The sequence below is a fragment of the Natrinema amylolyticum genome (assembly GCF_020515625.1).
Classification (GTDB): domain Archaea; phylum Halobacteriota; class Halobacteria; order Halobacteriales; family Natrialbaceae; genus Natrinema; species Natrinema amylolyticum.
The window spans coordinates 294841-318540 of sequence record NZ_JAIWPJ010000002.1; the positions used below are offsets into that span (position 1 = coordinate 294841).

The 23700-nt window shown below is 64.4% G+C and carries 29 protein-coding genes; 16 read left to right on the forward strand and 13 right to left on the reverse strand.

The genetic code is table 11. The features are described from left to right. Positions 1-288: 288 nt before the first annotated feature. On the forward strand, positions 289-1113 hold the full coding sequence (locus LDH66_RS11705) for a M48 family metallopeptidase (RefSeq protein WP_226481255.1): 825 nt from the start codon (positions 289-291) through the stop codon (positions 1111-1113). Positions 1114-1185: 72 nt separating this feature from the next. Further along, a complete protein-coding gene (locus LDH66_RS11710) occupies positions 1186-1683 on the forward strand; it encodes a LabA-like NYN domain-containing protein (protein WP_226481256.1) in 498 nt (165 codons plus the stop codon). A gap of 86 nt (positions 1684-1769) precedes the next feature. Here the strand turns inward: LDH66_RS11710 and LDH66_RS11715 are convergent, their stop codons facing one another. Then, positions 1770-1958: a hypothetical protein gene (locus LDH66_RS11715; protein WP_226481257.1), complete on the reverse strand. Its 189-nt coding sequence runs from the start codon at positions 1956-1958 to the stop codon at positions 1770-1772. Between the two features lie 193 nt (positions 1959-2151). On the opposite strand from LDH66_RS11715, the gene LDH66_RS11720 reads away from it, so the two are divergent. Next, positions 2152-2637: a PUA domain-containing protein gene (locus tag LDH66_RS11720; protein ID WP_226481258.1), complete on the forward strand. Its 486-nt coding sequence runs from the start codon at positions 2152-2154 to the stop codon at positions 2635-2637. A gap of 45 nt (positions 2638-2682) precedes the next feature. On the opposite strand, the gene LDH66_RS11725 is transcribed toward LDH66_RS11720, so the two are convergent. Continuing rightward, on the reverse strand, positions 2683-3309 hold the full coding sequence (locus tag LDH66_RS11725; protein ID WP_226481259.1) for an HD domain-containing protein: 627 nt from the start codon (positions 3307-3309) through the stop codon (positions 2683-2685). Positions 3310-3406: 97 nt separating this feature from the next. Here LDH66_RS11725 and LDH66_RS11730 point away from each other — a divergent pair, with 97 nt between their 5' ends. The 3 genes from LDH66_RS11730 to LDH66_RS11740 are packed head-to-tail and all read left to right on the forward strand — an operon-like array spanning position 3407 to position 5516. Next, a complete protein-coding gene (locus LDH66_RS11730; RefSeq protein WP_226481260.1) occupies positions 3407-4264 on the forward strand; it encodes an SDR family oxidoreductase in 858 nt (285 codons plus the stop codon). Positions 4265-4314: 50 nt separating this feature from the next. Further along, positions 4315-4701 (forward strand): nascent polypeptide-associated complex protein, encoded by a 387-nt coding sequence (locus LDH66_RS11735; RefSeq protein ID WP_226481261.1) that lies wholly within the window; start codon positions 4315-4317, stop codon positions 4699-4701. After that, complete coding sequence (locus tag LDH66_RS11740) at positions 4698-5516, forward strand: methyltransferase domain-containing protein (RefSeq protein ID WP_226481262.1); 819 nt, start codon at positions 4698-4700, stop codon at positions 5514-5516. The genes LDH66_RS11735 and LDH66_RS11740 overlap by 4 nt, the downstream gene beginning before the upstream one ends. 324 nt (positions 5517-5840) lie before the next feature. Here the strand turns inward: LDH66_RS11740 and LDH66_RS11745 are convergent, their stop codons facing one another. Further along, on the reverse strand, positions 5841-6149 hold the full coding sequence (locus tag LDH66_RS11745) for a transcription factor S (RefSeq protein ID WP_006429196.1): 309 nt from the start codon (positions 6147-6149) through the stop codon (positions 5841-5843). Between the two features lie 86 nt (positions 6150-6235). Beyond that, positions 6236-6490: a DUF5789 family protein gene (locus LDH66_RS11750; protein ID WP_226481263.1), complete on the reverse strand. Its 255-nt coding sequence runs from the start codon at positions 6488-6490 to the stop codon at positions 6236-6238. A gap of 115 nt (positions 6491-6605) precedes the next feature. On the opposite strand from LDH66_RS11750, the gene LDH66_RS11755 reads away from it, so the two are divergent. From LDH66_RS11755 to LDH66_RS11765, 3 genes are all read left to right on the forward strand, one after another. Then, a complete protein-coding gene (locus LDH66_RS11755) occupies positions 6606-7895 on the forward strand; it encodes an MFS transporter (protein ID WP_226481264.1) in 1290 nt (429 codons plus the stop codon). Between the two features lie 98 nt (positions 7896-7993). Continuing rightward, positions 7994-9157, forward strand: coding sequence for an epoxide hydrolase family protein (locus LDH66_RS11760; protein ID WP_226481265.1), 1164 nt, complete (start codon positions 7994-7996; stop codon positions 9155-9157). Positions 9158-9232: 75 nt separating this feature from the next. Continuing rightward, positions 9233-9736, forward strand: coding sequence for a DUF5797 family protein (locus tag LDH66_RS11765; protein WP_226481266.1), 504 nt, complete (start codon positions 9233-9235; stop codon positions 9734-9736). A gap of 20 nt (positions 9737-9756) precedes the next feature. Here the strand turns inward: LDH66_RS11765 and LDH66_RS11770 are convergent, their stop codons facing one another. The 5 genes from LDH66_RS11770 to LDH66_RS11790 all read right to left on the reverse strand — a co-directional run bounded on the left by LDH66_RS11770 (position 9757) and on the right by LDH66_RS11790 (position 13069). Further along, positions 9757-10809, reverse strand: coding sequence for a DUF5787 family protein (locus LDH66_RS11770; RefSeq protein WP_226481267.1), 1053 nt, complete (start codon positions 10807-10809; stop codon positions 9757-9759). 112 nt (positions 10810-10921) lie between these two features. Beyond that, on the reverse strand, positions 10922-11206 hold the full coding sequence (locus LDH66_RS11775; protein ID WP_226481268.1) for a MoaD/ThiS family protein: 285 nt from the start codon (positions 11204-11206) through the stop codon (positions 10922-10924). A 74-nt stretch (positions 11207-11280) separates the two neighbouring features. After that, a complete protein-coding gene (locus LDH66_RS11780) occupies positions 11281-11487 on the reverse strand; it encodes a hypothetical protein (protein WP_226481269.1) in 207 nt (68 codons plus the stop codon). A 130-nt stretch (positions 11488-11617) separates the two neighbouring features. Beyond that, positions 11618-12637, reverse strand: coding sequence for a phosphoribosylaminoimidazolesuccinocarboxamide synthase (locus LDH66_RS11785; protein WP_226481270.1), 1020 nt, complete (start codon positions 12635-12637; stop codon positions 11618-11620). Between the two features lie 141 nt (positions 12638-12778). Continuing rightward, positions 12779-13069 (reverse strand): hypothetical protein, encoded by a 291-nt coding sequence (locus tag LDH66_RS11790; protein WP_226481271.1) that lies wholly within the window; start codon positions 13067-13069, stop codon positions 12779-12781. A gap of 244 nt (positions 13070-13313) precedes the next feature. Here LDH66_RS11790 and LDH66_RS11795 point away from each other — a divergent pair, with 244 nt between their 5' ends. Then, entirely contained in the window at positions 13314-14315 is a 1002-nt protein-coding gene (locus LDH66_RS11795; RefSeq protein WP_226481272.1) for a potassium channel family protein, read from the forward strand. 146 nt (positions 14316-14461) lie between these two features. Further along, positions 14462-15838, forward strand: a complete 1377-nt coding sequence (gene cofH / locus LDH66_RS11800) for a 7,8-didemethyl-8-hydroxy-5-deazariboflavin synthase subunit CofH (protein WP_226481273.1) — start codon at positions 14462-14464, stop codon at positions 15836-15838. Between the two features lie 87 nt (positions 15839-15925). Here the strand turns inward: cofH and LDH66_RS11805 are convergent, their stop codons facing one another. Continuing rightward, on the reverse strand, positions 15926-16435 hold the full coding sequence (locus LDH66_RS11805) for a DUF4188 domain-containing protein (RefSeq protein WP_226481274.1): 510 nt from the start codon (positions 16433-16435) through the stop codon (positions 15926-15928). 183 nt (positions 16436-16618) lie between these two features. Here LDH66_RS11805 and LDH66_RS11810 point away from each other — a divergent pair, with 183 nt between their 5' ends. Continuing rightward, complete coding sequence (locus LDH66_RS11810) at positions 16619-17269, forward strand: helix-turn-helix domain-containing protein (RefSeq protein ID WP_226481275.1); 651 nt, start codon at positions 16619-16621, stop codon at positions 17267-17269. Between the two features lie 108 nt (positions 17270-17377). Here the strand turns inward: LDH66_RS11810 and LDH66_RS11815 are convergent, their stop codons facing one another. Then, positions 17378-18022 carry a cyclase family protein gene (locus tag LDH66_RS11815; RefSeq protein ID WP_226481276.1) on the reverse strand — a complete coding sequence of 215 codons (645 nt, stop codon included), beginning with the start codon at positions 18020-18022 and terminating at the stop codon, positions 17378-17380. A gap of 89 nt (positions 18023-18111) precedes the next feature. Here LDH66_RS11815 and LDH66_RS11820 point away from each other — a divergent pair, with 89 nt between their 5' ends. Next, positions 18112-18411 carry a hypothetical protein gene (locus LDH66_RS11820; protein WP_226481277.1) on the forward strand — a complete coding sequence of 100 codons (300 nt, stop codon included), beginning with the start codon at positions 18112-18114 and terminating at the stop codon, positions 18409-18411. A gap of 116 nt (positions 18412-18527) precedes the next feature. On the opposite strand, the gene LDH66_RS11825 is transcribed toward LDH66_RS11820, so the two are convergent. Then, complete coding sequence (locus LDH66_RS11825) at positions 18528-18965, reverse strand: hypothetical protein (protein WP_226481278.1); 438 nt, start codon at positions 18963-18965, stop codon at positions 18528-18530. A 571-nt stretch (positions 18966-19536) separates the two neighbouring features. Here LDH66_RS11825 and LDH66_RS11830 point away from each other — a divergent pair. The 3 genes from LDH66_RS11830 (at position 19537) to LDH66_RS11840 (ending at position 21600) form a co-directional block, all read left to right on the forward strand. Beyond that, positions 19537-20295: an SDR family NAD(P)-dependent oxidoreductase gene (locus LDH66_RS11830; RefSeq protein WP_226482009.1), complete on the forward strand. Its 759-nt coding sequence runs from the start codon at positions 19537-19539 to the stop codon at positions 20293-20295. Positions 20296-20383: 88 nt separating this feature from the next. Then, on the forward strand, positions 20384-20842 hold the full coding sequence (locus tag LDH66_RS11835; RefSeq protein WP_226481279.1) for a nucleoside deaminase: 459 nt from the start codon (positions 20384-20386) through the stop codon (positions 20840-20842). Between the two features lie 509 nt (positions 20843-21351). Then, the gene (locus LDH66_RS11840) at positions 21352-21600 is read left to right on the forward strand and encodes a hypothetical protein (protein ID WP_226482027.1); all 249 of its coding nucleotides are present in this window, start codon (positions 21352-21354) and stop codon (positions 21598-21600) included. A 494-nt stretch (positions 21601-22094) separates the two neighbouring features. Here LDH66_RS11840 and LDH66_RS11845 read toward each other — a convergent pair whose 3' ends face one another. Beyond that, a complete protein-coding gene (locus LDH66_RS11845) occupies positions 22095-23597 on the reverse strand; it encodes a hypothetical protein (RefSeq protein ID WP_226481280.1) in 1503 nt (500 codons plus the stop codon). Positions 23598-23700: the final 103 nt, after the last annotated feature.

Below are 23700 nucleotides of genomic sequence, written 5' to 3' on the forward strand. Positions count from 1 at the left end.
GGTGGACGGTCGGTGATCGTCCGTGAATCAGTCGTGCGCGGTCGAATCGTCCCCGGGACGGAGTGCCAGCCCGCCGCGAGCACACCTACGCACGTTTACGTTTCGGAAAACGAGGGCAGACACCACTCACGACGGGACCGATGGTCGGGTGAGCGGCGTGGCGCATATACGGTCAACTGGCCTACCCAGACTTATTAGTTGTGTCTTCGGTCGGATCAGTCCCGTGCTATTCAATACCTGACATACAATTCCGCGTAATTTATGCCCGAGCGTTACTTACCAGCATCTATGACAGATTTCGGACTGAAAGTGCGAATGGCGATCGTCGGCTCGATCCTGTTCGCGTTCTACATGCTCGTCGGCGCCTTCGGCCTGGCGATGTTCGGCTTCGGCGCGTGGCCGTTAGTGGCGCTGGGACTGCTCGTGTTGCCGGTCATCCAGTACAAGATCGGGACGTGGTCGGCGACCAGAAAGGCCGAACCGATGCCCGAAGACGGCCAGTATCAGGAAATACATCATATGGTTGACTCTCTCTGTCGAGATATGGGCATCAAAAAGCCCAAACTGATGGTCATGGACATGGGCGTCCCCAACGCCTTCGCGACCGGCCGAAAGGGCAAGGGCGTCGTCGTCGTCTCGACGGAACTCATCCGCCTCCTCCAGCGCGACGAACTCGAGGGCGTGATCGCCCACGAACTCGCCCACATCAAGAACCGCGACGTCCTCGCGATGGTGCTGGGCAGTTCCATCGCCATGATGGTCGGCTGGGTCGCCTACATGGTCTACATCATGAGTAGCGAGCGCGGAATCGGCGGGATCATCGTCGGCATGGTCCTCTCGAACATCGCACAGATGCTCGTGATGATCTTCGTCCTCGCCATCTCGCGGTACCGCGAGTACGTCGCCGACGAGGACGCCCGCCAGTATATCGGCAGTGGCGACCCGCTCGCCCGCGCCCTCGAGAAGATCTCGCAGGGATCGCAGGGCCGCGAGTCGCAGATCGACGACAGCGTGAACGCGCTGTGTATCTTCAACTCCGAGAAGGGGCTCCTGCAGACGTTGTTCGCGACGCATCCGCCGACGGAAAAGCGTATCCAGAAGCTCCGGAACTGAACACCGGTCGGCGGGCACCGCGGCGGGACCAAACGCCGCGATTTTTTATGGTCGCCCGCGCCATGCTAGTGTATGACGGAAATTCATCCCGGGCAGCGCGTCGCCGTTCTCGTCGACGCGCAGAATCTCTATCACACCGCACAGAGCCTTCACAGCCGGAATATCGACTACTCCGCGCTGCTCGAGAAGGCCGTTCAGGACCGCCAACTCACGCGCGCGATCGCGTACGTCATCCGGGCGGATTCGCCCGAGGAGGAGAGTTTCTTCGAGGCGCTGGTCGATATCGGCTTCGAGCCGAAGATCAAGGATATCAAGACGTTCTCCGACGGCACGAAGAAGGCCGACTGGGACGTCGGGATGAGTTTGGACGCGGTGACGCTCGCGAACCACGTCGATACGATCGTCCTCTGTACGGGCGACGGCGACTTCTCGCGGCTCTGCTCGCATTTGCGTCACGAGGGCGTCCGCGTCGAAGTGATGGCATTCCAGTCCTCGACGGCCGAGGAACTCATCGACGCGGCCGACTCGTTCCTCGATCTCGGCGATCGCCACGAGACGTTCCTGCTCTGAACTGGCGGGAGATCCCGATCGCAGTCGACCGAAATCGCCCCTCGAGAGCGGCGATGCGTGGCCGTCGGTCTATCGTACCGACCGCTTCAATTGGTACGAGCGTTCGGTTTCCGGGACTGCCAGAGGCCGATCAACAGCGCGTATGCCGTGACGAGCAGGGTCGCGCCGGTCAGAAGATAGACGAACGGGCCCGTGACGAGCGCGGCCGGGCCAGCGAGTGTCAGGGTACCGATAACGAGCAAGGCGACCCCGAGCCCGATTTGCGTGACGTCCATGCGATGCCGGTAGTACCGCATCGGTTATTATAACATTCACCATTTCATTCCGACCCGACGACTGATAATCGACGGTTCGTCCAGCGTCGCCGCTGGCTGAGTTCGCCGACGGCGACTGCACCGCGGGGACACCGATAGCGGCCCGTGCAGTCAGGTCGAAGGGCTTTCGACCCGCCGTCTCGAATTCCAGGTAATGAGCGCAACAGACGGGAGCGCGGGACTGCCACAGCTCCGGACCATCGCGGACTACCAGTTCGGGTCAGGGGCCGGCGCGGCGCTATTCCCGCCCGCCGAATCGCTGACGGTCAAACGCACCTCTTCGGGGCGGCCCCAGCAGGTCCACGCCGACGCCGGTCGGATCGTCTCCTTCGGCACCGACGGCCGGTTCACCCTCGGTCTCGAGGGCGGTCGCCGGCTCGACGCGGCACTCGCCGAGCCCGCCTACCGGGTCGTCGTCGACGACGAGAGCGAACCCTTCGTCCGCGACGAGAAGAACGTCTTCACGAAGTTCGTCCTCGAGGTCGGCGACGAGATCCGCCCGGGCGACGAGGTGCTGGTCGTCCACGAGCGCGGCGAGTTGCTCGCGGTCGGGACCGCACGGCTCGATGCCGGGGCGATTCGGGACTTCGAGACGGGGATGGCGGTGAACGTCCGCGAGGGCGCGCCCGCGGAGACGTGACCGACGGCTGCCGAATCGACGACTATCGATGCCACAGCGAGACCGCTACAGCCGACACTCCCGCCCGATCTCTCGTTCATATTGCGTTTTGACCTCCTCGAACAGCGTTTCGCCGATCCCCGTTCGGAGCCGCGGGGCGGCCGTCGCGAAGAACTCGTCGAGATTCTCGTACCGGTCGAACGCATCGTTCTCGTCGGTGTCGTCGTAGCGACTCTCGCGCTCGTATTTGAGCGCCTGCAGACAGTTATCTACCAGATCCATGTCTTTGACGAAGCGTGCGGTCGGCGTCTCGCGGGCCTCGTACTCCACCCAGAGCGACCGAGCGTCGACGTCCGATTCCGCACCGCCGAACGGCTCGAGCAGGTTGGTGATCGCCGTCCGCTCGCGGTCGGCCTTCTCTTCACCGGACACCCGTTGGTCGCCGTCGTCCGCTCGAGTCGCGATATCGCCGGTGCGCGCCTCCGCGAGGTCGTGAACCAGCGCCATCGAGACCGCCCGCTCGCGGTCCACGTCCCCGTCGGCGCGGTCGGCGTAGAGGAGACACAGCGTCGCAACGCCCCAGGTATGGGCCGCGACCGACTCCGGTGATTCGATCCCGCGGAGTACCCACCCCGTCCGGCGCTCGTCTTTCAGTTCGAACGCCTCGAGCAGGGCGTCGAATTCGTCGACCATTGCGGGACACCACGCGCCGGGACCGATTGAAAACGTCGGTCGACGCTCCGGGAGTTTGAATGGACTAATAGTGTGTGACAGTGTGTATCAAACACGGATGCGACAGCAACCAGATCTACACGGCCAAGCCGCGTTTATCACGGGAACGACGCGGGGGATCGGAAAGCAACTCGCGCTCGCGCTCGCCGAACGGGGATGTGACATCGTCTCGACGGGCAAGACCGTCGACGACTCGGACTCCGACCTCGAGGGGACGATTCACCGGACGGCCGAGGAGTGCGCGGCGAAGGGCGTCGAGACGCACGCGATCCAGTTGGACGTCCGCGACGAGGACGCCGTCGACGCGGCCATCGACGAAGCGATCGAGGAGATGGGCGAGATCAACATCGTCATCAACAACGCCTCGGCCATCCAGATGGGGACCGTCGAGGAGCTGCCGGCCGACCGGTACGACCTCCTGAACGAGGTCAACGTCCGCGGCACCTATCTCGTCTCGCGGGGCTTCATCGATCACCTTCGGGACGCCGAGGCGGACGCCTGGATTCTGACGAACGCGCCACCAGTCGAGATCGACCGCGCGCCGGGGGCGGCGGCCTACTCCTGGTCGAAAATGGGGATGTCCTTCGTCACGCTGTCGCTGGCCCAGGAACTGGCGGACGACGACGTCGGCTGTAACTCCTTCTGGCCGGTGACTGCCATCGATACGCGCGCGACGCGTTACTTCGAGATGGGGACCGAGGACGACTGGCGGACGCCCGAAATCGTCTCGGACACCGTCCTGGAGATACTGACCCGCGACCCGGCCGAGTTCACCGGAAACTGCGTCTACGACGAAGAGTTCCTCCGCGAGGCCGGCGTCGAGGACTTCGCGAGATACAACCTCACCGAGGGCGATCCGGACCCGATGTCGGCGCAGATCTTCGATCCGGAGTACTCGCGCTCGAGCGGGCGGTGACGCTCGAGCGAACGACAAAGTAAAAGGTCGCCGGTGGCGACGTGTCGAGTATGTTTGGAGGAGGCGGCGGCGGACTCAACCCGCGCAAGATGGAACAGATGATGGAGCAGATGGGCATCGACGTCGAGGACATCGACGCCGAAGAGGTCATCATCCGGACCGACGAGTACGACCTCGTCTTCGACGACGCCGAGGTCACGAAGATGGACGCCCGCGGCCAGGAGACCTACCAGGTCATCGGCTCACCCGAAGAGGTCGAGGCCGGCTCGGCCGGTGGCAGCGCCGGCGGCGACTCCGGTAGCGACGCCGGTCCGGCGATCCCCGACGACGACGTCGAACTCGTCGCCACGCGAGCCGGCGTGGGCGAGGACGAGGCCCGCGCGGCCCTCGAGGACAACGACGGCGACCTCGCCGCAGCAGTCGAGTCCCTCGAGTGACTCGCGTGAGCGGTGAGGATATCGCGGACGACGGGGACGACGCCGAGACGGAGACCGAAGTAGAGACTGAGAGCGAAGACGACCGCGTCCCGGTCCTGCTCGTTCGCGGCGACCGCGAGTACCTCGTCGAACCCGGCGACGAGATGGGGACCGACCTCGGCGTGCTCGAGGTCCCGGAGGACGTCCAGTCGGGCGACACGATCGAGACGCATCTGGGCGACGAGTTTCGGGTCCGCCGACTGCGAGGGCCGGACCTCTTTCATCACTTCGAGCGGACGGGCGCGCCGATGGTTCCCCGCGACATCGGACTGGTGATCGGCGAGACGGGGATCGCCCAGGGTGACCGCGTGCTTGACGCCGGCACTGGAACGGGCGTGCTCACGGCACTGATGGCACGGGCCGGTGCCGACGTCGTGACCTACGAGCAGGACGCCGACTTCGCGGATGTCGCCCGCGAGAACATGGCACTGGGCGGCGTTGCGGACGCCGTCGACGTCCGAACCGGTGACGTTCTCGAGCAGCTCGACGACCTCGAGCCGTCGTCGTTCGACGTGCTCACGCTCGATACGGCCGACGCGCCTGCGATGGTCGAGCACGCGCCGGAACTGCTCGTCGACGGCGGGTTCGTCGCGGTCTACAGTCCGTTCATCGAGTCGACTCGAGAGGTCGCGGAGACCGCCCGCGAGGTCGGCCTCGCGAACGTGACGACTCGAGAGACGATTCAGCGCGAGATGCAGTTCGACGAACGGGGATCGCGGCCGTCGACCGCCCCCGTCGGTCACACCGGCTATCTGACGATCGCGCGCAACGAGTAGCGCGGCCTCTCTTTGCTCGAGTTGCGTCACCGTTCAGCGAGACGATTTTTCAGTCAGTTCTAGCTCGGATTTACCAGTAACTCGAGAACAGCGGCCGAGAGCGGGCTCCGAGCAACGCGAGGAGTCCGCGATCCGGGGGAGGGCAGGCCGTCACCCGACACGACCGCGAGCGACCGAAGGGAGCGAGCGGGCCGACGACCGATGTGAAGTGAACGTAGTGAACGGACCGGAGGGAGGAGTGCTTTTAATCGAAATTTTGCCGAGGGACATCGCGAGCGAGGCGCTGAGCGCCTCGCTCGCGATAGACCGCAGAGCAAAATTTCGTTAGTTGTCGTCCTCCCTCCATTTGTGCTCGCACTCGGTACAGATGAAGAAGCGCGTCTCGGACTCGTCGGCCGCCCGGATCTGTTGCATATACCAGTGGGCGCGGTCGTTGCCGCACTCGGGACAGCGGGCGTCGGTCTCGGGCAGTGACGTTTCGCCGGAGGACTCGATGACCTCGCCGATCTCCTGGTCGTCGGTGATGACGTACTGATCAGCGTCGCCTTTCGGCTCCGTATACCCGCAGCTGCCACACTCCCAGATGCCGTCCTCGGCTTTCATCATCGAACCGCATTCGTCGCAGAATTCCATCGTTGTCCGGGCTACGGAGGTGGAGCGACTTAAGGAACCTGTTTAGGATCGTTGATCGGTCGCGGCGGCGCTCCCGCCGCAGAGCGCTACCCCTCGCCCTCGGACTGATACGGCTCGCCGACGGCCTCCCGCGGGAGGACATTGTTGAGTTCCGACTCGAGGTCGTCCATCGACTCGAAGCGGTCGCTGCCGCTCTGCTCGATGAGCGACCCCAAGTTTCGCTCGCCGTCCGCCAGCAGGAGCGTGACGTCTTCGAGTTCGGCGGCGGCCCGGTCCCGTTCGATCGGGTACTCGAGGTCCTCGAGGACGGTTTCGATGCGGCTGAGTTTGACGTCGGACATGGGCGAACGAACGCGGGCGACAGGCTTGTAGCTCCGCGATAATTCGGGACACTGTCACGGAATATAACATTTCGTTTCGAAACTATAATCGGGCGGGCTATCGCAGGTAGAGCCGATGCGAGGGATCGTCGATCGGATCGTCGCACCCTTCGCCGTCGATCGTCGGGTGCTCGCGCTCGCGGGCGCTCGAATGGCGGACGGGATCGGGAACTCGTTTCTGATCATCGTCATTCCGCTGTACGTGACCAGCGGCGTCGTCGACGGGATGACGTTCGGGTTCGGCGAGTCGATGATCATCGGAGTGATCCTCTCCCTGTTCGGGTTCCTCAACAGCAGTTTTCAACCGTTTACCGGACGGCTATCGGACCGTCTCGGCCGTCGAAAGCCCTTTATTTTGGTTGGGCTCGCCGGCCTCGCGATGACGAACCTCATCTACGTCTTCGCCGAGACGTACGTCTCCCTGCTCGTCATCCGCGGGCTCCAGGGCGTCAGCGTCGCCTTCATCATCCCGGCGTCGGTCGCGCTCGTGAACGAACTCGCGACGACCGGCGACCGCGGTGGGAACATGGGCGTCTACAACACGTTCCGACTGGTCGGCTTCGGTGCCGGTCCGGCGGTGGCCGGTGCAGTCGTCAGTCGCGGCCCGTACGCGCTCCCCGCCGGGGTGAGAGTCGACGGCTTCGACGCGGCCTTCTACGTCGCGACGATCACGGCCACGATCAGCTACGTCCTGGTGACGATCCTCGTCTCCGACCCCGAGTCGACGGTGGCCAACGCCGGCGCGGACCTCTCGATTCCGATCCTCGACCGGTCGGGCACCAATCTGCTCGATCCCGTTTTCACGCTCGGCGTCGCGTCGCTGTTCATGGCGACCGCGATCGCACTGTTCGCGACCATCCAGCCCCAGGTCAACGCCCGCCTCGAGCAGGGCGCGACCTGGTTCGGCCTGCAGTTCGCGGCGTTCATCATCGCGCAGGTCGCCCTGCAGACGCCGATCGGGCGGGCCTGCGACCGCTACGGCCGCCGGCCGTTCATCGTCACCGGCATGGTGTTGTTGATCCCGACGACGCTCGTGCAGGGGTTCATTCTCTCCTCCGAACTGATGTTTCTCGCGCGGCTGTGTCAGGGGATCGCCGCTGCGATGGTGTTCGCCCCGTCGCTCGCCCTGGTCGGTGACCTCGCCGGCGAGGGCGAGTCCGGCTCGAAGCTGTCGGTGCTCACGATGGCCTTCGGCTACGGCATCGCCGTCGGCCCGCTCTCCTCGGGCGCGCTGGTGGGATTCGGCTTCGAGGTCCCGTTCGTCTTCGGGACCGCGCTCGCCGTGCTCGGGACGATTCTCGTCTATACGCAGGTCGAAGAGACGCTCGAGGCGACGGCCTCCGTGCCGGTCGTCGGGAGCGATTGAACTCGCGGCATTACTTTGTGGCGCGACCGAGTTGCAGTCTATATGCGCATTGCTATCAATACTATACGAATCGACGGCACCGGCAACGGGGGCTCGCCGTGACGACGGAAGAGGACGGCTCGATTCGTCCGTTCGAGGTATCGGTCGATCGAGCCGAGATCGACGACCTCCGGACGCGACTGGAACGGACCCGCTGGCCCGATCAACTCCCCGACGCGGGCTGGGCGTACGGGACCGAACGCGAGTCGCTCCGGGACCTCTGTGAGTACTGGCGCGAGGCGTTCGACTGGGCGGCGTTCGAGGACCGATTCAACGCGTTCGACCAGTACGTGACGACGATCGACGGTCAGCGGCTCCACTTCTATCACGTCCGCTCGCCCGAACCGGACGCGACGCCGCTGGTCGTGAGCCACGGCTGGCCGGGGTCGGTCGCGGAGTTCCTCGACGTCTTCGGTCCGCTCACTGACCCGGCGAGCCACGGCGGCGATCCGGCGGACGCGTTCCACGTCGTCGCGCCGTCGCTTCCGGGATTCGGGTTCTCGGGTCCCACGACCGAACGGGGGTACGACGTGCCGCGGGTGGCCGACGCCGTCGCCGAACTGATGGCTCGCCTCGGCTACGATCGATACGTCGCCCAGGGCGGCGACTGGGGTGCGCTGGTCACCGCTCTCCTGGCTGCGAACTATCCAGACCGCGTGGACGCGATCCACACGAACATGCTCTTCCTGAACCCGTCGTCGCTCGAGGGCGACGATCCGACCGCGCTGCTGGACGAGGAAGGTATGGCCGACTACCGCGAGACCGCGGCGTTTCGCGACGGCGAGACCGCGTACCACGAGATTCAGGCGACGAAACCGCAGAGCCTCGCGTACGGGCTCACCGACTCGCCGGCCGGGCTCGCCGGCTGGATCGTCGAGAAGTTCTGCACTTGGAGCGACTGCGACGGCGACCTCGAGTCGTGGATCGACCGCGACCGCTTGCTCGACAATCTCAGCGTCTACTGGCTGACGGGAACGATCAACGCCTCGATGCGACTCTACTACGAAACGGACGTGGGGGCGGCGACGCCGGAGTCCGTCGACGTGCCCACCGGTCACGCCCGCTATCCGGCCGAAGTGTACAAGACGCCCCGCGCCTGGGCCGAGGAGGTCTACGACGTCGCCTACTGGAACGATATGCCGGAAGGCGGCCACTTCGCGGCGATGGAAGTTCCCGACCTGTTCGTCGAGGACCTGCGGTCGTTCCTCGACGAGGTCGGCTGAGAGAGGCGAGGCGAGAGACCTCGAGCCCGCGGTGGGACGCAACGCAAAAGTACCGGATGCGCATACGGTTTGACGATGACGCTCTCGGAGGAGGCCAAGGATCGGTTGGCGGACGTGGTGGAGCTACAGCCGACGAAGAACTCGGAGCTACAGGAGCGATGGGGGATGGAAAGCGGCAGCGAGGTCCACCAGTACCTCGAGAACGAACTCGGCGACTACTACTTCCGGGACGACAACAGCCTGATCCGCGCGACCGCGGAGGCGGCCGATCTGGTCGACGTCGAACCGGGCATCGAGAGCGATCCCGAGGCCGACGGGGCTCCCTCCAAGATCCGCGTGCCCGAACTCCAGGCCCGGATCGTCGCGGTGCTAGCCGGTCCCGAGGAGCGATCCGAGAGCGTCGTCTCGGTGCTCCACAAGCTCCGAGACGAGTACGATATCGACCCCGAGGCCGAGGACGTCCGCTCGGGGCTCCAGAGTCTGCGCCGGAAGGGCGTCGTCGAGGTCGAGTACCGCACCGTTCCGACGTTCCGGCTGGCAGTCGAGCGCGACGACCTCGAGGTCGCCGTCTCGGACTGACGCCTCGAGCGTTCGCGGCGCTACAGTCCGGGTCGCCGTCGCCGCCGGCGCTCCTCGAGAACCCGTTGCGATCGTTTTCCGGGGCCGCCCTCGATCGGCCAGCCGCGGGTGCGCCAGACCGGCGGCTCGGGCTCGAACTCGCCACAGGAGCCGGAACACTCGGCGGCCGTCTGGCACCGGTCCTCGGCGGCGCAGTACGGCAGCGCCTGGGTCGCGTCTCGAGCGCGCAACTGGAAGTGGCGGCAGTCGGGACGCATCGTGTCGACGAACGAGCGCCAGCCGCGTTCGTAGGCGCGCTCGGCGATCGTGAGCCGTTTGTCGGCCTTCCAGTCGGGATCGACGTACTCGAAGCGGGCGGCGGAGCCGTCGCGCTCGCCGCCGGCCGGCCGATCGAGGATCCGGCTCCCCGGCTCGTCGACCGCGAGCGATCGAGGGTACCATTCGACCGCGGCGGTCAGGTCATCGGGCTCGAGCGAGAGGATGCCCGCCTCGATCGGGAGGTCCTCGAAGAGGGCGGGTTCGACGGCGTCGCCCGTCTGCCGGGTCGCGACCCAGACCTCGTCGGCCAGCCCCATCGCGACGTCGTACTCGAGTTGCGAGGCGAGCGCGCGGGCGGCGCTGGCGTCGAGATCCGGCTTGTTCTCGATCGCGACGATCCGCTCGAGCCAGTCCGGATAGACCCACTTTCGCCGGATCTCGATGCGATTACCGTTCTTTCTGGTCTCGAGGATTCCGCGGTCGGCGGCGCCGTGGATCGCCTCGCGGACGTATCGCCACGGGTAGCCGGGGTGGGGAAGCGCGTCGCGGTAGTAGGCCCACTCTTCGGGGGCGTTTCGGACGACGTGGCGGAGATCATCGTCGAGCCGCTCGAGGCCGAATTTCGCTCGCTGGCGGAGAGCCTCGGGATCGCACTCGAGGACGATGGTGTCCCAACGGCGGCGCTTCGTCCCGAGTTGGCGGGCGACGACGATCGCGGTGTCGTCGCCGGCGGGGTCCCCTCCCGGCGGCCACTCGCGTTCGGCCCACCGGCAGGCCCGGAGCTCGAACCCGAACTCAGCAGTGTCTGGGTCCACGGTCCTCCTTCGAATCGGAGCACGAAAAGCGCTACTTGATCGAGCCCGCTGCGGTATCGAATCCGTCGCGGCTCGTCGACAGGTCCCGTTCAGCCTTCCTGACACGTTCTCCTCACGCCGGCCACTTCTCCGCAGCGCCGCCCTGAACCGCCGGAACCACCGTCAGCGACGCGTCGTCCGGAACCGCCCGCTCGAGCCCCGCACGCTCCCCGTCGATCGAGACTCTGACGCTCGAGCGAACCGCGTCGCCGTCGAAGAGGTGGGGCTCCGCTCGCGGATACGCCTCGACGATGGCCGCGAGGGCGTCCGCGACGGTCCCGCCCGCCCACTCGAGCGTCACGGTTTTTCCGCCGGTCGCACTCCGGAGCGGACCGTACACCGTAACTGCCGTTTCCATAGTCGGTCGTCGTCGCGGACGGACAAGAGAGTGGCTCCGCGTCGACTCGCGACCGGCGACCGAAAAATGGCCCGTCAGTCGTCGCTCGGTTCGGCGCGGGACCCGGCGGTCGACGTCACGTCCTGCTGGCCGACCCACGTCGACGAGAACAGCGGTGCGGCGGCGAACAGCACCATCACGAGCACGAACAGCGTCAACATGGCGCTCGCGACGGCCGTGATGCCGGTGGTAAGGTTGAACAGGACGATACCCGCTGTGACTCCACTGGTAGCGAGGCTCATTTGCGGTCGTCCGAATGTGGCCAGTCCCCCAATATGAGGGTTACTTTGTCCGACCGCGATTGCGAACCGATACCATTTGACTGAGTCTCGGGTCGCGCGTGATCGAGAGCGTCGCGACAGAAGTCGGTCGTTACAGCCGCTGTACTGCACCGATCGCGCTCGAGAGCGGGGGCGCGTCGAAGACGTCCCGGCCGGTGTAGGCGTTGGCACCGGCGCGGTAGAGATCGCTGGCGGTCTCGAGGACGTCGTCGTCGAGCGGTTCGGGCTCCTCGTCGCAGAGGGACTTCCAGTCGGCGACGTCTTTCCGCTTCGCCGTTGCCTTGGCGGCGTCGACGGCTTGGACCCACTCGGGTTGGGTGCGCTTGTGGTACTGGCGGAGCACCTCCTTCGAGAGCTGGGTGCCCTCGTAGCTGAAGCGGTTCTCGTCGAACGTGCCGACGACGTCGGCGACGCGGAGGTCGCCCTGATAGTAGAGGCACTCGATCTTGCCGTCCTCGTGGACCAATCCGGCCGAGTCGGCCTGCTCGGTGACGATCCGGTTGACCTTGCGGGCGAGCGACTCGAGGTCCCCAATCGACGCCTTGCCGGCGATCGAGTCGGCCTCGTCGCGCTCGAGTTGGCGGTCGCTCTCCTCGTACTTCGTGGTGAACTCGACGATCGGCTCGTCAAGGTCGACGGCCTCGTCGGGCCAGCTCTCGAGGTCGAGACCGTGATCGGCGGGCTCGGTTCGGTCTCGCAGACTCGAGCCGACGGGGACCCGGTTGCGGAAGACGATCTCGAGGGGAATCAGGTAGTTCTCGCCGGCCGCATCGTGGTAGTGCTCGTAGTCGTACTCCCGACCCTCGTGGGGCAGGTCCGGCACCTGCGTGAGGTCGATTGCCATCTCCCAGGGCGGGTGGGAAGCGTCCTCGAGGGCGACGACGTCGCCGTTCTCGACGACGCCGCGGTAGTGGGTCGGGACGCCCTCGCTCTCGAGCAGTTCGAAGTTGAACGCGCCCATCGTACAGAGGCTCGCGCCCTTCTGGGGGATCTGGTCGGGCATCTTCCCCCAGTCGAACACCGAGTAGTCGTCGGTGAAGACGAACGCTCCGCGGCCGAACTCCTCGTCGGTCGCCGCGTCCTCGATGCGGAACTCTTTGACGCTCGTCACGCGTGACACCTCAGGATGGATTCGCCGCCGTCGCTCATACTCCAGTTGCCGTGGCCGGACCGTAAGAAGGTTTCAATATCGGGCGGACGGTTCGCGACCGTCGAGGACGTCCCTCGCCGCGTTCGGACGGCTCCGCCGCGCTCAGTCGTCCTCGACGGTCGCCAGCAGTTCCTCGGCCTCCTCGCCGAGCGATCCCTCGAGCGGCTCCTCCTCGACGAGTTCGCGCAGCGTCGAATCACACTGGGGCGTCGCTAACGCCTCGAGGGCCTGCCGGCGATACCGCTCGTCGATACCGTTCTCGCGGACGAGCGCGGCGAGTTCGTCGCACTCGTTCGCCGTTTTCAGTTCGTGAATCGCGTCCGCTCGCTTCTCCTCGTCGGCCCCCTCGTCGAGGGCGAGATCCACGCACTCGTCCGGCGTCCGTGAGCTCATGCGTGAGCGTTCGCGGTCCACACCGATAATTCCGAGACCTGCGTTCGACGGACGGGCGGACCGCGACCGAAGCGGTGGTTCGACGGCAGGGAGCATCCGGTCGGAGTATTTTCCGCCTCGAGACCGAACGCGATTGCGTGCAGATACCGATTTCGGCCCGGGACGCCGCGTCCGACCGCCGCTCGTCCGCGGGCCGACGACCGCGACGGATCGGCGACTCGTTCGGTCTCGAGGTGGCGATGCGATGAATCCGATCCCGTTCGGTCTCGGGATACTCCTGCTCGCCGCCGTCGTCGCGGATCTCCTGTGGACGACGCTCTGGGTCGAGGGGGGTGCCGGGCCGCTCACCTCGTGGCTGATGGCGGCGACGTGGAGCGGGTTCCGGCGGGTCGGCGATCCGGGCTCTCGCCTGCTCACTCTCTCGGGGCCATCGATCCTCGTCGTCGGCCTCGTCACCTGGCTCGTCCTCCTCTGGACCGGTTGGACGCTTCTCTTCGCGAGCGCCGAATATCCCCTCGTCGATACGGTCAACGGGAGTCCGATCTCCTGGTCGGACCGGATTTACTACACCGGCTACACGATATTCACCCTGGGAATCGGCGACCTCGTTCCGCGCGAGGGACCGTGGCAGATCGCGACGACGCTCGCGACGGCCAGCGGGATGCTCTTCGTCACCCTGAGCGTCACCTACGTCCTCTCCGTTCTCGACGCCGTCACGCAAAAGCGGTCGTTCGCGAGCAGCGTGAGCGGCCTCGGGACCCGAAGCGACGGGATCCTCCGAACCAGTTGGAACGGCGAGGAGTTCGACGGGCTGGCGCTGTCCCTGAACGAGCTCACGTCGCAGCTGAACACGCTCACGGCGAACCACAAGGCGTACCCGATTCTCCACTACTTCCACAGCGGGCAGACCGACCGAGCGCCGGTGACGAGCGTCGCCCTCCTCGACGAGACGCTCACGCTGTTGCGCTTCGGCGTTCCCGAGGGGGACCGGCCCAGCGACACGATCGTCAGAAACGCGCGGGCGAGCGTCCGCAGCTATCTCGGAACGCTCGACGACGCGTTCATCGACCCCGCCGATCGGTCCCCGCCGGCCCCGTCGCTCGAGCCGCTGCGCGATGGGGACGTGCCGACCGTTTCCGACGAGTCGTTCGACGCGTCCGTGGCGGACCTGCGCGAGCGCCGCCGACTGCTGCTCGCGCTCGTCGAATCGGACGTCCGCCAGTGGCCGACCGCGGAATCGGCGTGAGCGTCGTCTCGCCTCGAGACCGGTCCCGGACAGTTCGGTGGGTCCGCTCGATGGTGAGCCGGCGGCGCGCCTCGAGCGACGGCTGCGTCGTCCCCGCGATACCGCATCCACCATGCTTTTCTCGCTGTACGGGTATCGTTACGTCGATGGAGCGACCGGTGACCGAGGCCGACCTCACGTTCGATCACGTTCCCGAGACCGACCAGTCCTTCGAGAACGCACTGGCAAAGGCACGCGACGGCGACCGACTCACGGTCGACGACGCGATCGAGTTATTCACCACGGGAACGGACAGCGAGGGGATCGACCGGAAACGCAAGGAGCGCGTGCTCGAGGCGGCCGACCGCCGCCGCGCCGAGCAGGTCGGCGAGGAGGTCACCTTCATCGCGAACCTGAACAACAACGTCACGACGGCCTGTAACGTGGGCTGTCTCTTCTGTAACTTCAAGGACGCCGCCCACACCTTCGAGAGCGAGACGGAGATCGAGACGGCCGGCTTCACGAAGACGCCCGCCGAATCCCGCGAGATCGTCGCCGACGCCGTCGATCGGGGCATCTACGAGGTCACCTCGGTCTCCGGTCTCCACCCCGCGTTCGCCCTCGACGCGGAGCACCGCGAGATCCTCGACGACCACCCGAACCCAAAGGACGTCAACTACAAGCCGCCGGCGGTCTACGAGACCAGCCCCGGCACGTACACCGACCAGATTTCGGCGATGAGCGTCGACGGCGTTCACGTCCACTCGATGACGCCCGAAGAAGCCTACCACGCCCGGCGGGGCACCGACTGGTCCTACGAGGAGGTCTACCGACGGCTGCAGGAGGCGGGGCTCGATACCGTTCCCGGCACTGCGGCGGAGATCCTCGTCGAGGAGGTCCGCGAGGTCATCTGCCCCGGCAAGATCAGTACCGACGGTTGGCTCGAGGCCATGGAGGCCGCCGCGAACGCCGGTCTCGGGATGACGGCGACGATCATGTACGGCCACGTCGAGAACGAGGCCCATCGCGCGATGCACCTGAAGCGGATTCGGGACTTGCAGGATCGAACCGGCAACATCACGGAATTCGTCCCCCTCTCCTTTATCCACCAGAACACGCCGCTGTTCGAACACGACGTCGTCTCGAGCGGCCCGAGCATCGACGAGGACGAACTGATGATCGCCGTCTCGAGGCTGTTCCTCGACAACATCGACCACATCCAGTCCTCGTGGGTCAAGTACGGCGACGAGCAGGGACTGAAGATGCTCAACTGCGGGGCCGACGACTACATGGGGACGATCCTCTCCGAGGAGATCACGACCCGTGCCGGCGGCGAGCACGGCGAGTTCCGCTCGTTCGAGGACTACGTCGAGATGATCGCCTCGATCGGGCGGGTCCCCGTCGAGCGCTCGACCGACTACGAGAAGCGCCGCGTCATCGATCCCGACGAACCGCCCTTCGCTCCCCGGCTCGGGCCGAAGGCCGACGGCACGCCGCTCCTGACTCGAGCGGAGCGCGAGGAACGCGTTCTCGCCGACGACTGATCGGCGAGCCGCGTCGATCAGCAACGGACGATAGCCGTCGATCCAGCGCGTAACTCGCTCGAAGCGTAACGAGACCGAGCTCCGCGGTCAGTTCGCCTCGCTCACGTCGCCGGTGGAATCCGGTTCTTCGTCCGTGTGACCCAGCCGGCCGGCGGCCGTCTCCCGCTGGTCGGCTGCTGGCACGATCTCAGTCCCGTCGCACGCCGCGAGTCCGTGCGGCGGCATGTTGTTGTACACGGTCTCGTACTCGCCGGCCCGCACGAGATACGTTTCGTGCCAGATACCGACGGCAGCGTCCGATCCGGTTCCACTCTGGTAGTAGTCTCGCCAGGCGGGAGCGTGTAATCGGTCGCCGTCACGGGCGTACTCTCGCAGGGCGTCGAACGACTCCCAGTACTGGACGAACCCGATATGGCGGAGTCCCGGACCGACCACCGTTCGACTCTCGAGCAGTCCCGACTCCGAATCGGCGACCAGTTCTCGAACCATCCGCGGTGCGACGAGCAACAACGGGAGCCAGCGGTGAACCTTCCAGAACGCGTTGATACGGAGTCCGATCTGGAAGACGACGAACGCCTCGTCGCGGTCGGCGGTCACTCTCCTCTCGATCACTCCGTCGGCGCTGCGATGCTGTTCCGACATCACGTTAATGATCGCGGGGATCGTCCGTGCCGATTACCCCAACATGTTGGCGTCAGACCCGATCGGCCGCTATCCGAACGGCGGAGACCGGCGCGAGTCCAGCGTCCGACGGCTCTCGGCTCTCACCGGTACCGGGCCATGATTCGCGCACAGTTTCGGATCCGCCTCCCGGAGGGCATCTGGGTGAGAGAGCTCTCACAGACGTTCCCCGACGCGACGTTTACGCTCCTGACGGGATACCGAACCGGCGACCGCGCGATCGAACTCGGTGAGATCAGGGCGGAGAACCCGGACGCGAGCGTCGACGCGTTGCGTTCTCATCCTGCGACCACCCGGTTCGAACTGCTCGAGTTGGCCGACGGACGCGCGCTCGGCAAGTACGAGACGACCGATACCGGCCTCTACGATTTCGTCGAACGGTCGTCGCTCCCCGTCGAGTTCCCAGTCACCGCTCGAGATGGCTGGTTCGAATTCGACCTGACCGGGACGCGCGACGAACTCGACCGACTCCAGGCGACGCTCGAGGCGTCGGACGCGGCGTACGAACTGCAGTCGCTGGTGAGCACTACGGACGCCGACACCCTGGTGACCGATCGCCAGCGTGAACTCCTCGAAATCGCGATACGGGAGGGCTATTACGAAGTCCCGCGGGAGTGTACGCTCGCGGAAGTCGCCGAGACGGTCGGGATCGATAAGGGAACGGCGAGCACGATTCTCCGTCGCGGCGAAGCGACCCTGCTCAAGTGGCTCCTGTCCGGGCCGGAAACGAACGGCAGACGCGGTCGGTAGCCCGTTCTCGGTCGGGCGTCGCTCGCTATCCGAGCGGCGCTCCCGGCCGACGCTTTCGGGTCACTCGTTTTGAACCGAATCGAACCCACGGCTCACACAAGGTTGGCGTCACTCGTCCGTCCGCTCGACGCCGACGGCTCGCACCGGTGCGCCGTCGCTCGCGAGCGCGATCGGGTACGCCCGGAGTTCGAACCGCTCCTCGACCGCCCCGAGGTTCGTCAGGTTCTCGAGGATCAGCAGATCGTCCCCCAACAGCGCGTGGTGCGCCTGGAACCCCTCGGGCTCGTCCTCGCCGGCGTCGTCCGTCGGCGTCGGGTCTGGATTGAGCGCGTCGACGGCCACGTCGAACCCCCGTTCGACGCAGGCCTCGGCCGCCGCCGGCGAGAGATAGGGATGCTCGAGGTATCGGTCGGTCCCCCAGTGAGCGTCCCAACCGGTCCGGAACGCCGCGAGGTCGGCGTCGACGTCGGGCACTCGAGCGGCGGGAATCGGCTCGCGGGCTCCGAGATCGCGGCAGTCGACCCGGACGGCGTCGAAGACGAACCGCTCCGGGGGATAGGCGTCGAGGGTCTTCCCGTCCTGGTCGACGTGTGCGGGCGCATCGACGTGAGTGCCGGTGTGGCTCCCACACTCGAGGGCGTCGACGCGGACGCCGTGGTCCTCGTGCGTCGCATGTCGCCGGACGGTGACCGCGGGGTCGTCGGGATACGTCTGCATCCCAGTCTCGATCGGGTGAGTCAGATCGACGTGCATACGGGGTACCCGGCAGTTGAGCAGCATAATAGTGTGTGGTGTTCTCTATACAACAGTACACCGCGCGCACTGTCGAGAATTGTCCCATCGTGCGCGACGTCATCGCAGACGCCGCGGCCAGGACCGATATCGGTTCCGTCACCTTCGACATCGACTCGTTCGATCCCCAGTCGTTCTCGGCATGCCGGAACCCAGTGGCCTCTCGGTCTCACAGGCGCTGGCCGTCGTCGAAATCCTCGGGGGAACTCTCCGCCAACGATACTGCCGACCCGATGGAGGTCGCGCCGCCGTACGACGCGGCGCGATCAGCCGCGTATTTGTTGACGACGCTGCTTGAGCAGCAGTTCACTGCGTATGGACAGTCCCTCTCACAGTGTTACGAGGGATGACGAGTCATACTCAACGATTACAGGTAACTAATATAGATGAGAGAATTGGCACCGGAAGTATTCCTCTCTTAGAAATTTACTTCCGGTGGGAAGCTCCGCCAAGTCGAGACCGCTGGTCAGTTGCCTGTTTGACCAGTCTGTTGAACGTCTATCGTGTCGGTCCCAGTAACAGTCTGTTCCGCCCCTTGTACCGTTTCTCCGAGGACGGTAACAGCTACTTGCACTTGGTTTCCTTCGATGTCAACTGCGTCAGAAACATTGATGTTAACTACGTTATCAGACAGAATGTTAACGTTCTGGATGTTGACTGCAATACCGGCAATGGTCACCTCGAGAACGTCTTGAATCGCCAGATTCTGAACTTGGACGTTGATCAGGCCAGCGGCTCGCTGTTGTCCTCGCTGAGGGGTGATCTGGAGGTCACTCGCGTCTACGGTAATATCTGCGTCCTGCTGTGCGGCTGCCTGTCCGCCGATTGCACCGATACCTGTCGCTACCGCACCTGTTGCTACTGCACTTTTCAATACCGTCCGTCGGCTTGGATTCTCTCTCATGACGATCCAAGTGAAACGGGGCCCCGAACTCGCAAAAACGGCTCCGAACGTTCCGGACGCTTCCCTTCGAGAACGTGATAGTCGGACGTTCGCGGTAGTGAAATTGCCGTAGTCAGGTACGTTACTCGCTCTTCTTAGCGGTATCACAGATTCCTTCATCAATGATTAGTAGATCGATGACCGATAATCGGGGGATGAATCGCCGATATAGCGACTGATAAGGTTCGTCTTTCGAAATCGTCCGCCGAGACCGTCCCGCTTCCGTCGTTCGTTACAACGGTCATGAAAGCCCGCTCGAGCGTTTCGCTACGGAAACGAAACGTAGAATGATGGATGTTCGTGATCTTCACCGACTTCTATTTGAAATCGGACTATCATTATCTACCTCCGAGTGAATGACCGGAAGATGGTTCCGCCTGACGCTGAAGGTGGAAACGACAAAACCGTGGTCGTATATCTGTTTTATTATTGTCAATACCGCCGGAGCGAACCGATGGCGTCGATCGTTCCTGAATCGTCGTCCTGACGCGTCGGTCCGATAATTTATGTGGTTACTCGAGAAGGCATGAGTATGCGACTCGAAGGCAAGACAGCGTTTATCACGGGTGCAGGATCCGGACTCGGCCGGGAAGCGGCCGAACTGTTCGCCGAGGAGGGCGCGACGATCGTCGCGGCCGACATCGACCTCGAGGGAGCCGAGGAGACGATCGATCGCGTCGAGAGCGCGGGTCAGGCGGGGACTGCTCTCGAGTTGGACGTCCGCGACGCTGACGCGGTCCACGCGGCCGTCGACGAGGCGGTCTCGGAGTTCGGCCTCGATATCATGCTCAACAATGCGGGGGTCAGCCACCAGCGCTCGAAGATCGAGGAGATCGACGAGGGCGAGCGCGATCGGGTCATCGACGTGAACGTCAAGGGCGTCTGGAACGGCTGCCACGCCGTGATTCCGCATTTCAAGGAGCAGGGATCGGGTGCGATCGTCAACACCGCGTCGCTGGCCGGCGTCATCGGCGCGCCGGAACTCGGCGCGTACTCGCTGTCGAAGGGCGCGGTCGTCAACTTCACGCGGACCGTCGCGGCGGAGGTCGGCCCAGCCGGCGTCCGGGCGAACGCGGTCTGTCCGGGCGTCACGGACACGGCGATGCCTCGAGAGAACCGGACCGAAGAGGAGTGGCAACAGGCCAAGGAGGACCTGGCGCGGTACTATCCGCTCAAGCGACTCGGGGAGCCCGAGGACATCGCCAACGCGATGCTGTTCCTGGCCAGCGACGAAGCGGACTGGGTCACCGGACACGCGCTGGTCGTCGACGGCGGCTTCTCCTGTTCGTAGTCAGCAGGCCGGGCGAGCGCGATCGGCGACCGCCGCCGCCGCTCGAGCGAGGGGAAGCGTTTCGGTTGCGGCGACGGAAGCGGCCGGTATGGCGACCGACGAATCTCACGTTCGACGCGCGATCGAACTCGCCGAATCGGCGGTCGAGGGCGGCAACACCCCCTTCGGTTCCTTACTCGTCCTCGACGACGATATCGTCCGGACGGCAGAGAACACCACGCTCACCGACGACGACATCTCGGCGCATCCGGAGTTCAAACTGGCCCGGTGGGCCGCGAGCGAACTCGAGCCGAGCGATCGCGCAGCGTGTACGATGTACACCAGCACTGAGCCATGTCCTATGTGCGCGAGCGCGATCGTCTACGCGGGGCTCGGTCGGGTCGTCTACAGCGTCCCCGTCGACTCGCTGGCGGAACTGCGGGACGACGGCGTGATCGAAATTCCCTGCGAGGAGGTCGTCGACCGGGCCGGCGGATCGACGACCGTCGAGGGTCCGGTGCTCGAGGACGAGGGGCTGGCGGTTCACGAGGCGTACTTTTCGCCGTAACCTCGAGACGGATCGAGTCGTCGGCTCTTCCACAGCCCCTGCCCTCTACCGTGCGGTGGCGCGTGCTGTGTCGCGGTGAGTGCGAGGTGCGACGGGCGGAGCGCCTCGAGAGACGAACCGCGACACGACCTCGCGCGAGGGATGAACGAGTGACCAGCGGGAACGAGTGAATCGGCTGGGGAGGGCGTGGCGACTCCCTCTTGCCAGCATGAGCAAGACGCCCGTCGCTGTCAGTCTCACTCTCGACCGAACCGCTTCATTCGAGAATTCCAGCGAAGAAACCACCTCTATTCGAGCCGCATCGGATAATTCTCATAGTACTATCCAGTAGTTATAAGTCATGCCGTACGAACATTCAAGCGGAAGCCGGTCTCCGAGCGCACACACAATGGGGCACGCATCGAAATGTCCCGGGTGCTAGAGCCACCCGAGACCTGGCTTCCAAGCCGGAAGGCTTCGAAAGCCATGAACGCGTACATTCTACCGGGATATAAACGTCCCGAACGACGGTGGAATCAACTCCAACGACCAGCGACAGCGCCCGATTCCCGGGACCGTTCGCACTGCCCTCGGCGGTCGCGCCGTCCCGGAGGGTCGCGATGACCGACGACGAATCGTTCGAGGCGGTCGAATCGTCGCTCCCCGACTGCCCCACCTGCGGTCGCTCCGTCTGGGTCGTGACCGTAAGCGGGCCGCTCGAGGCGACCGCCTCCCCCTGTGGCTGTGCCGTCGCACCGGGTCGCCTCGAGCGCGAGTAACCGACTCGGTCGCACCCGAGTATTTTTATATCAAAAATCAGAATTTGGTACAAGGACAGAAAAAGAAGTAATATTTCGTCTCAACATCATTATCGTGCTACTGGTTTGACTACTGCTCGTATCCGTTCTCCCGGTCGTGGCGGCATTCACTTCGCTCGCCGCAATCGTGTCCATCGGCATCATCATGATCCCACCGGTGATTCTTTTCGCAGTCATGCGATTCTACAACTGAGCGCCGCAGCGACGTGCAGGATGGGTCGTCGGGGACTCACCTACCAGTAGATAGTAGCACGATTTCTCTATCGGGATTCCACTTGAAAACGGGTCGGGCGATTCGATAGCTGCGTGTGCTTATTGAACAGGGTTTTTATCAGGACTGAGAGGCATTCAGACTCTCGTGCTGAATACAGAGCGCGAATGTGGCACAGACTATGAGTCAATTTGTGAAGGGGAGTGATCAGACAGTACAGAGAATGTAGTCAGTAAGCTTCAACTCACTCGGTGTCTATCTCCAGCGTGACGCCGAATGGATGTGCCGTCATATCATAATGAGGGCCGTTCAGCCCTACCTCGAGCGATGCCCACCCACGGTAGGTCCCATCGGATACAGACTCAGGTAACGTGTACGCTCGAGTGATAGACTGGCCCGCAACCAGGGTGTCACGCTGGCGGTTGACGATCACTCGGTCAGGGGTAGCATATTCGGCATCTTTTCTGTCAGCCTCGTCCTGATCCACCTCCTGCCACTCGATGCGGTCATCGACAGGCGTCTCCAGTCGGTGACGTTCGTCCCCATCGCCGGCCCACAGTACACTCGGGAGATGACGTTCGTCCCCATCGCCGACCCACAGTACACTCGGGAGAAGTCCGTGGCTTTGCAATATTACCTCGTCGTCCTCCTCGACGGTCTCGTCGGGCGAGATCGTGATCTCGAAAGTCGGACGCTCTACGTCGGAGACCGGAGTAACTGTGAGGTTGATGGGGTGATCGCGGTCGGGTTCCTCGACGCGGACCTCGTACACCTCGCCCTCGTGCCGGACGTACGGATCCATGACGTCCCTGCGAGAGGAGGTGACGTATTCCCAGTACAGGTCGGGAATCTCATCCGTCCGATACTCCCGCTGGTCGGTCGAGATGGTCTCAGCACGATGTGGCGAGGCAATCGCAGTCCCGAGAAATGAGCGAAGTTCGGGATCGAACTCGTCAATATCGAGGATTTCCTGCCCCCTCAGATCCCTCTCAGTGAGTTCCTCGACCCTGATCGTGTACGGGACGCCGGGGTCCTCAACGTCGGCCTCGATGGGAGCAACTATCTGTGGCGTCTCGAGGTAATCGTATGTCTCGACGAAAGACGCAACCTCCTCGGGAACGATCGATCTACGATACGAGTCACGTGGCGAGCCCGGCGTCAGGGCGGCGAGCGTGTCGACAAACGCCTCGACGAGTTCGGAGTCAACATCGTCCTCAAAGTGGGCGATGCGGTCGGGGTCGACATCGATGTCGTCGGGATCGCCAGCGTCGGAATGGTTTCTGTCTAATCGGTAGACGTACTCCGGAACCGCGGCAGCGAACTTGTACTCCTGGCCATCGAGTTCGACATACGGGAGGTACCGATAGCCGATCCCGAACCGCCGGAACTCGTCGATCGACTGTAGCAGCCCCTCGGAGGGATCCACTGTCTGGAACTCGCCGTCGTCTCGAGCTTCCCGTATCGCCGTCTCGAAGTCCGGATGCCGATCCTCAGCAGAGAGGATGTTTCTTTGATTAATCCCTTGATTAATTCCTGTCGGGTGGCTCACCTCGTCGACGTGGACGCGGTACTGTGCCGTCGTTAGGTCGACATCGATGCGGGGATCTTCCGACGGGACCCCGGTAGGGGTGTCATCAGGTATGTCGTTCGACTGTGGACTGGTTGTCTGCTCGTCGGCGACATCGCTACACCCTGCTACGGCGGTGAGACTCCCGCCGACGAGTGTGAGGAGGGCACGGCGGTACATACCTTCGAGGTGCAAACGTCAACATGATAAAATTTTTGCAGTCAGTACGGCACAATTCGATCGGATCGACGAGAATAGGCCCCATACTATCGTAGACCTCCTC

Coding starts and splice junctions, on each gene's coding strand:
- LDH66_RS11705 (WP_226481255.1), top strand. CDS start 289: ATGACAGATTTCGGACTGAAAGTGCGAATGGCGATCGTCGGCTCGATC.
- LDH66_RS11710 (WP_226481256.1), top strand. CDS start 1,186: ATGACGGAAATTCATCCCGGGCAGCGCGTCGCCGTTCTCGTCGACGCG.
- LDH66_RS11715 (WP_226481257.1), bottom strand. CDS start 1,958: ATGGACGTCACGCAAATCGGGCTCGGGGTCGCCTTGCTCGTTATCGGT.
- LDH66_RS11720 (WP_226481258.1), top strand. CDS start 2,152: ATGAGCGCAACAGACGGGAGCGCGGGACTGCCACAGCTCCGGACCATC.
- LDH66_RS11725 (WP_226481259.1), bottom strand. CDS start 3,309: ATGGTCGACGAATTCGACGCCCTGCTCGAGGCGTTCGAACTGAAAGAC.
- LDH66_RS11730 (WP_226481260.1), top strand. CDS start 3,407: ATGCGACAGCAACCAGATCTACACGGCCAAGCCGCGTTTATCACGGGA.
- LDH66_RS11735 (WP_226481261.1), top strand. CDS start 4,315: ATGTTTGGAGGAGGCGGCGGCGGACTCAACCCGCGCAAGATGGAACAG.
- LDH66_RS11745 (WP_006429196.1), bottom strand. CDS start 6,149: ATGGAATTCTGCGACGAATGCGGTTCGATGATGAAAGCCGAGGACGGC.
- LDH66_RS11750 (WP_226481263.1), bottom strand. CDS start 6,490: ATGTCCGACGTCAAACTCAGCCGCATCGAAACCGTCCTCGAGGACCTC.
- LDH66_RS11755 (WP_226481264.1), top strand. CDS start 6,606: ATGCGAGGGATCGTCGATCGGATCGTCGCACCCTTCGCCGTCGATCGT.
- LDH66_RS11765 (WP_226481266.1), top strand. CDS start 9,233: ATGACGCTCTCGGAGGAGGCCAAGGATCGGTTGGCGGACGTGGTGGAG.
- LDH66_RS11775 (WP_226481268.1), bottom strand. CDS start 11,206: ATGGAAACGGCAGTTACGGTGTACGGTCCGCTCCGGAGTGCGACCGGC.
- LDH66_RS11780 (WP_226481269.1), bottom strand. CDS start 11,487: ATGAGCCTCGCTACCAGTGGAGTCACAGCGGGTATCGTCCTGTTCAAC.
- LDH66_RS11790 (WP_226481271.1), bottom strand. CDS start 13,069: ATGAGCTCACGGACGCCGGACGAGTGCGTGGATCTCGCCCTCGACGAG.
- LDH66_RS11795 (WP_226481272.1), top strand. CDS start 13,314: ATGAATCCGATCCCGTTCGGTCTCGGGATACTCCTGCTCGCCGCCGTC.
- cofH (WP_226481273.1), top strand. CDS start 14,462: ATGGAGCGACCGGTGACCGAGGCCGACCTCACGTTCGATCACGTTCCC.
- LDH66_RS11810 (WP_226481275.1), top strand. CDS start 16,619: ATGATTCGCGCACAGTTTCGGATCCGCCTCCCGGAGGGCATCTGGGTG.
- LDH66_RS11815 (WP_226481276.1), bottom strand. CDS start 18,022: ATGCACGTCGATCTGACTCACCCGATCGAGACTGGGATGCAGACGTAT.
- LDH66_RS11825 (WP_226481278.1), bottom strand. CDS start 18,965: ATGAGAGAGAATCCAAGCCGACGGACGGTATTGAAAAGTGCAGTAGCA.
- LDH66_RS11830 (WP_226482009.1), top strand. CDS start 19,537: ATGCGACTCGAAGGCAAGACAGCGTTTATCACGGGTGCAGGATCCGGA.
- LDH66_RS11835 (WP_226481279.1), top strand. CDS start 20,384: ATGGCGACCGACGAATCTCACGTTCGACGCGCGATCGAACTCGCCGAA.
- LDH66_RS11845 (WP_226481280.1), bottom strand. CDS start 23,597: ATGTACCGCCGTGCCCTCCTCACACTCGTCGGCGGGAGTCTCACCGCC.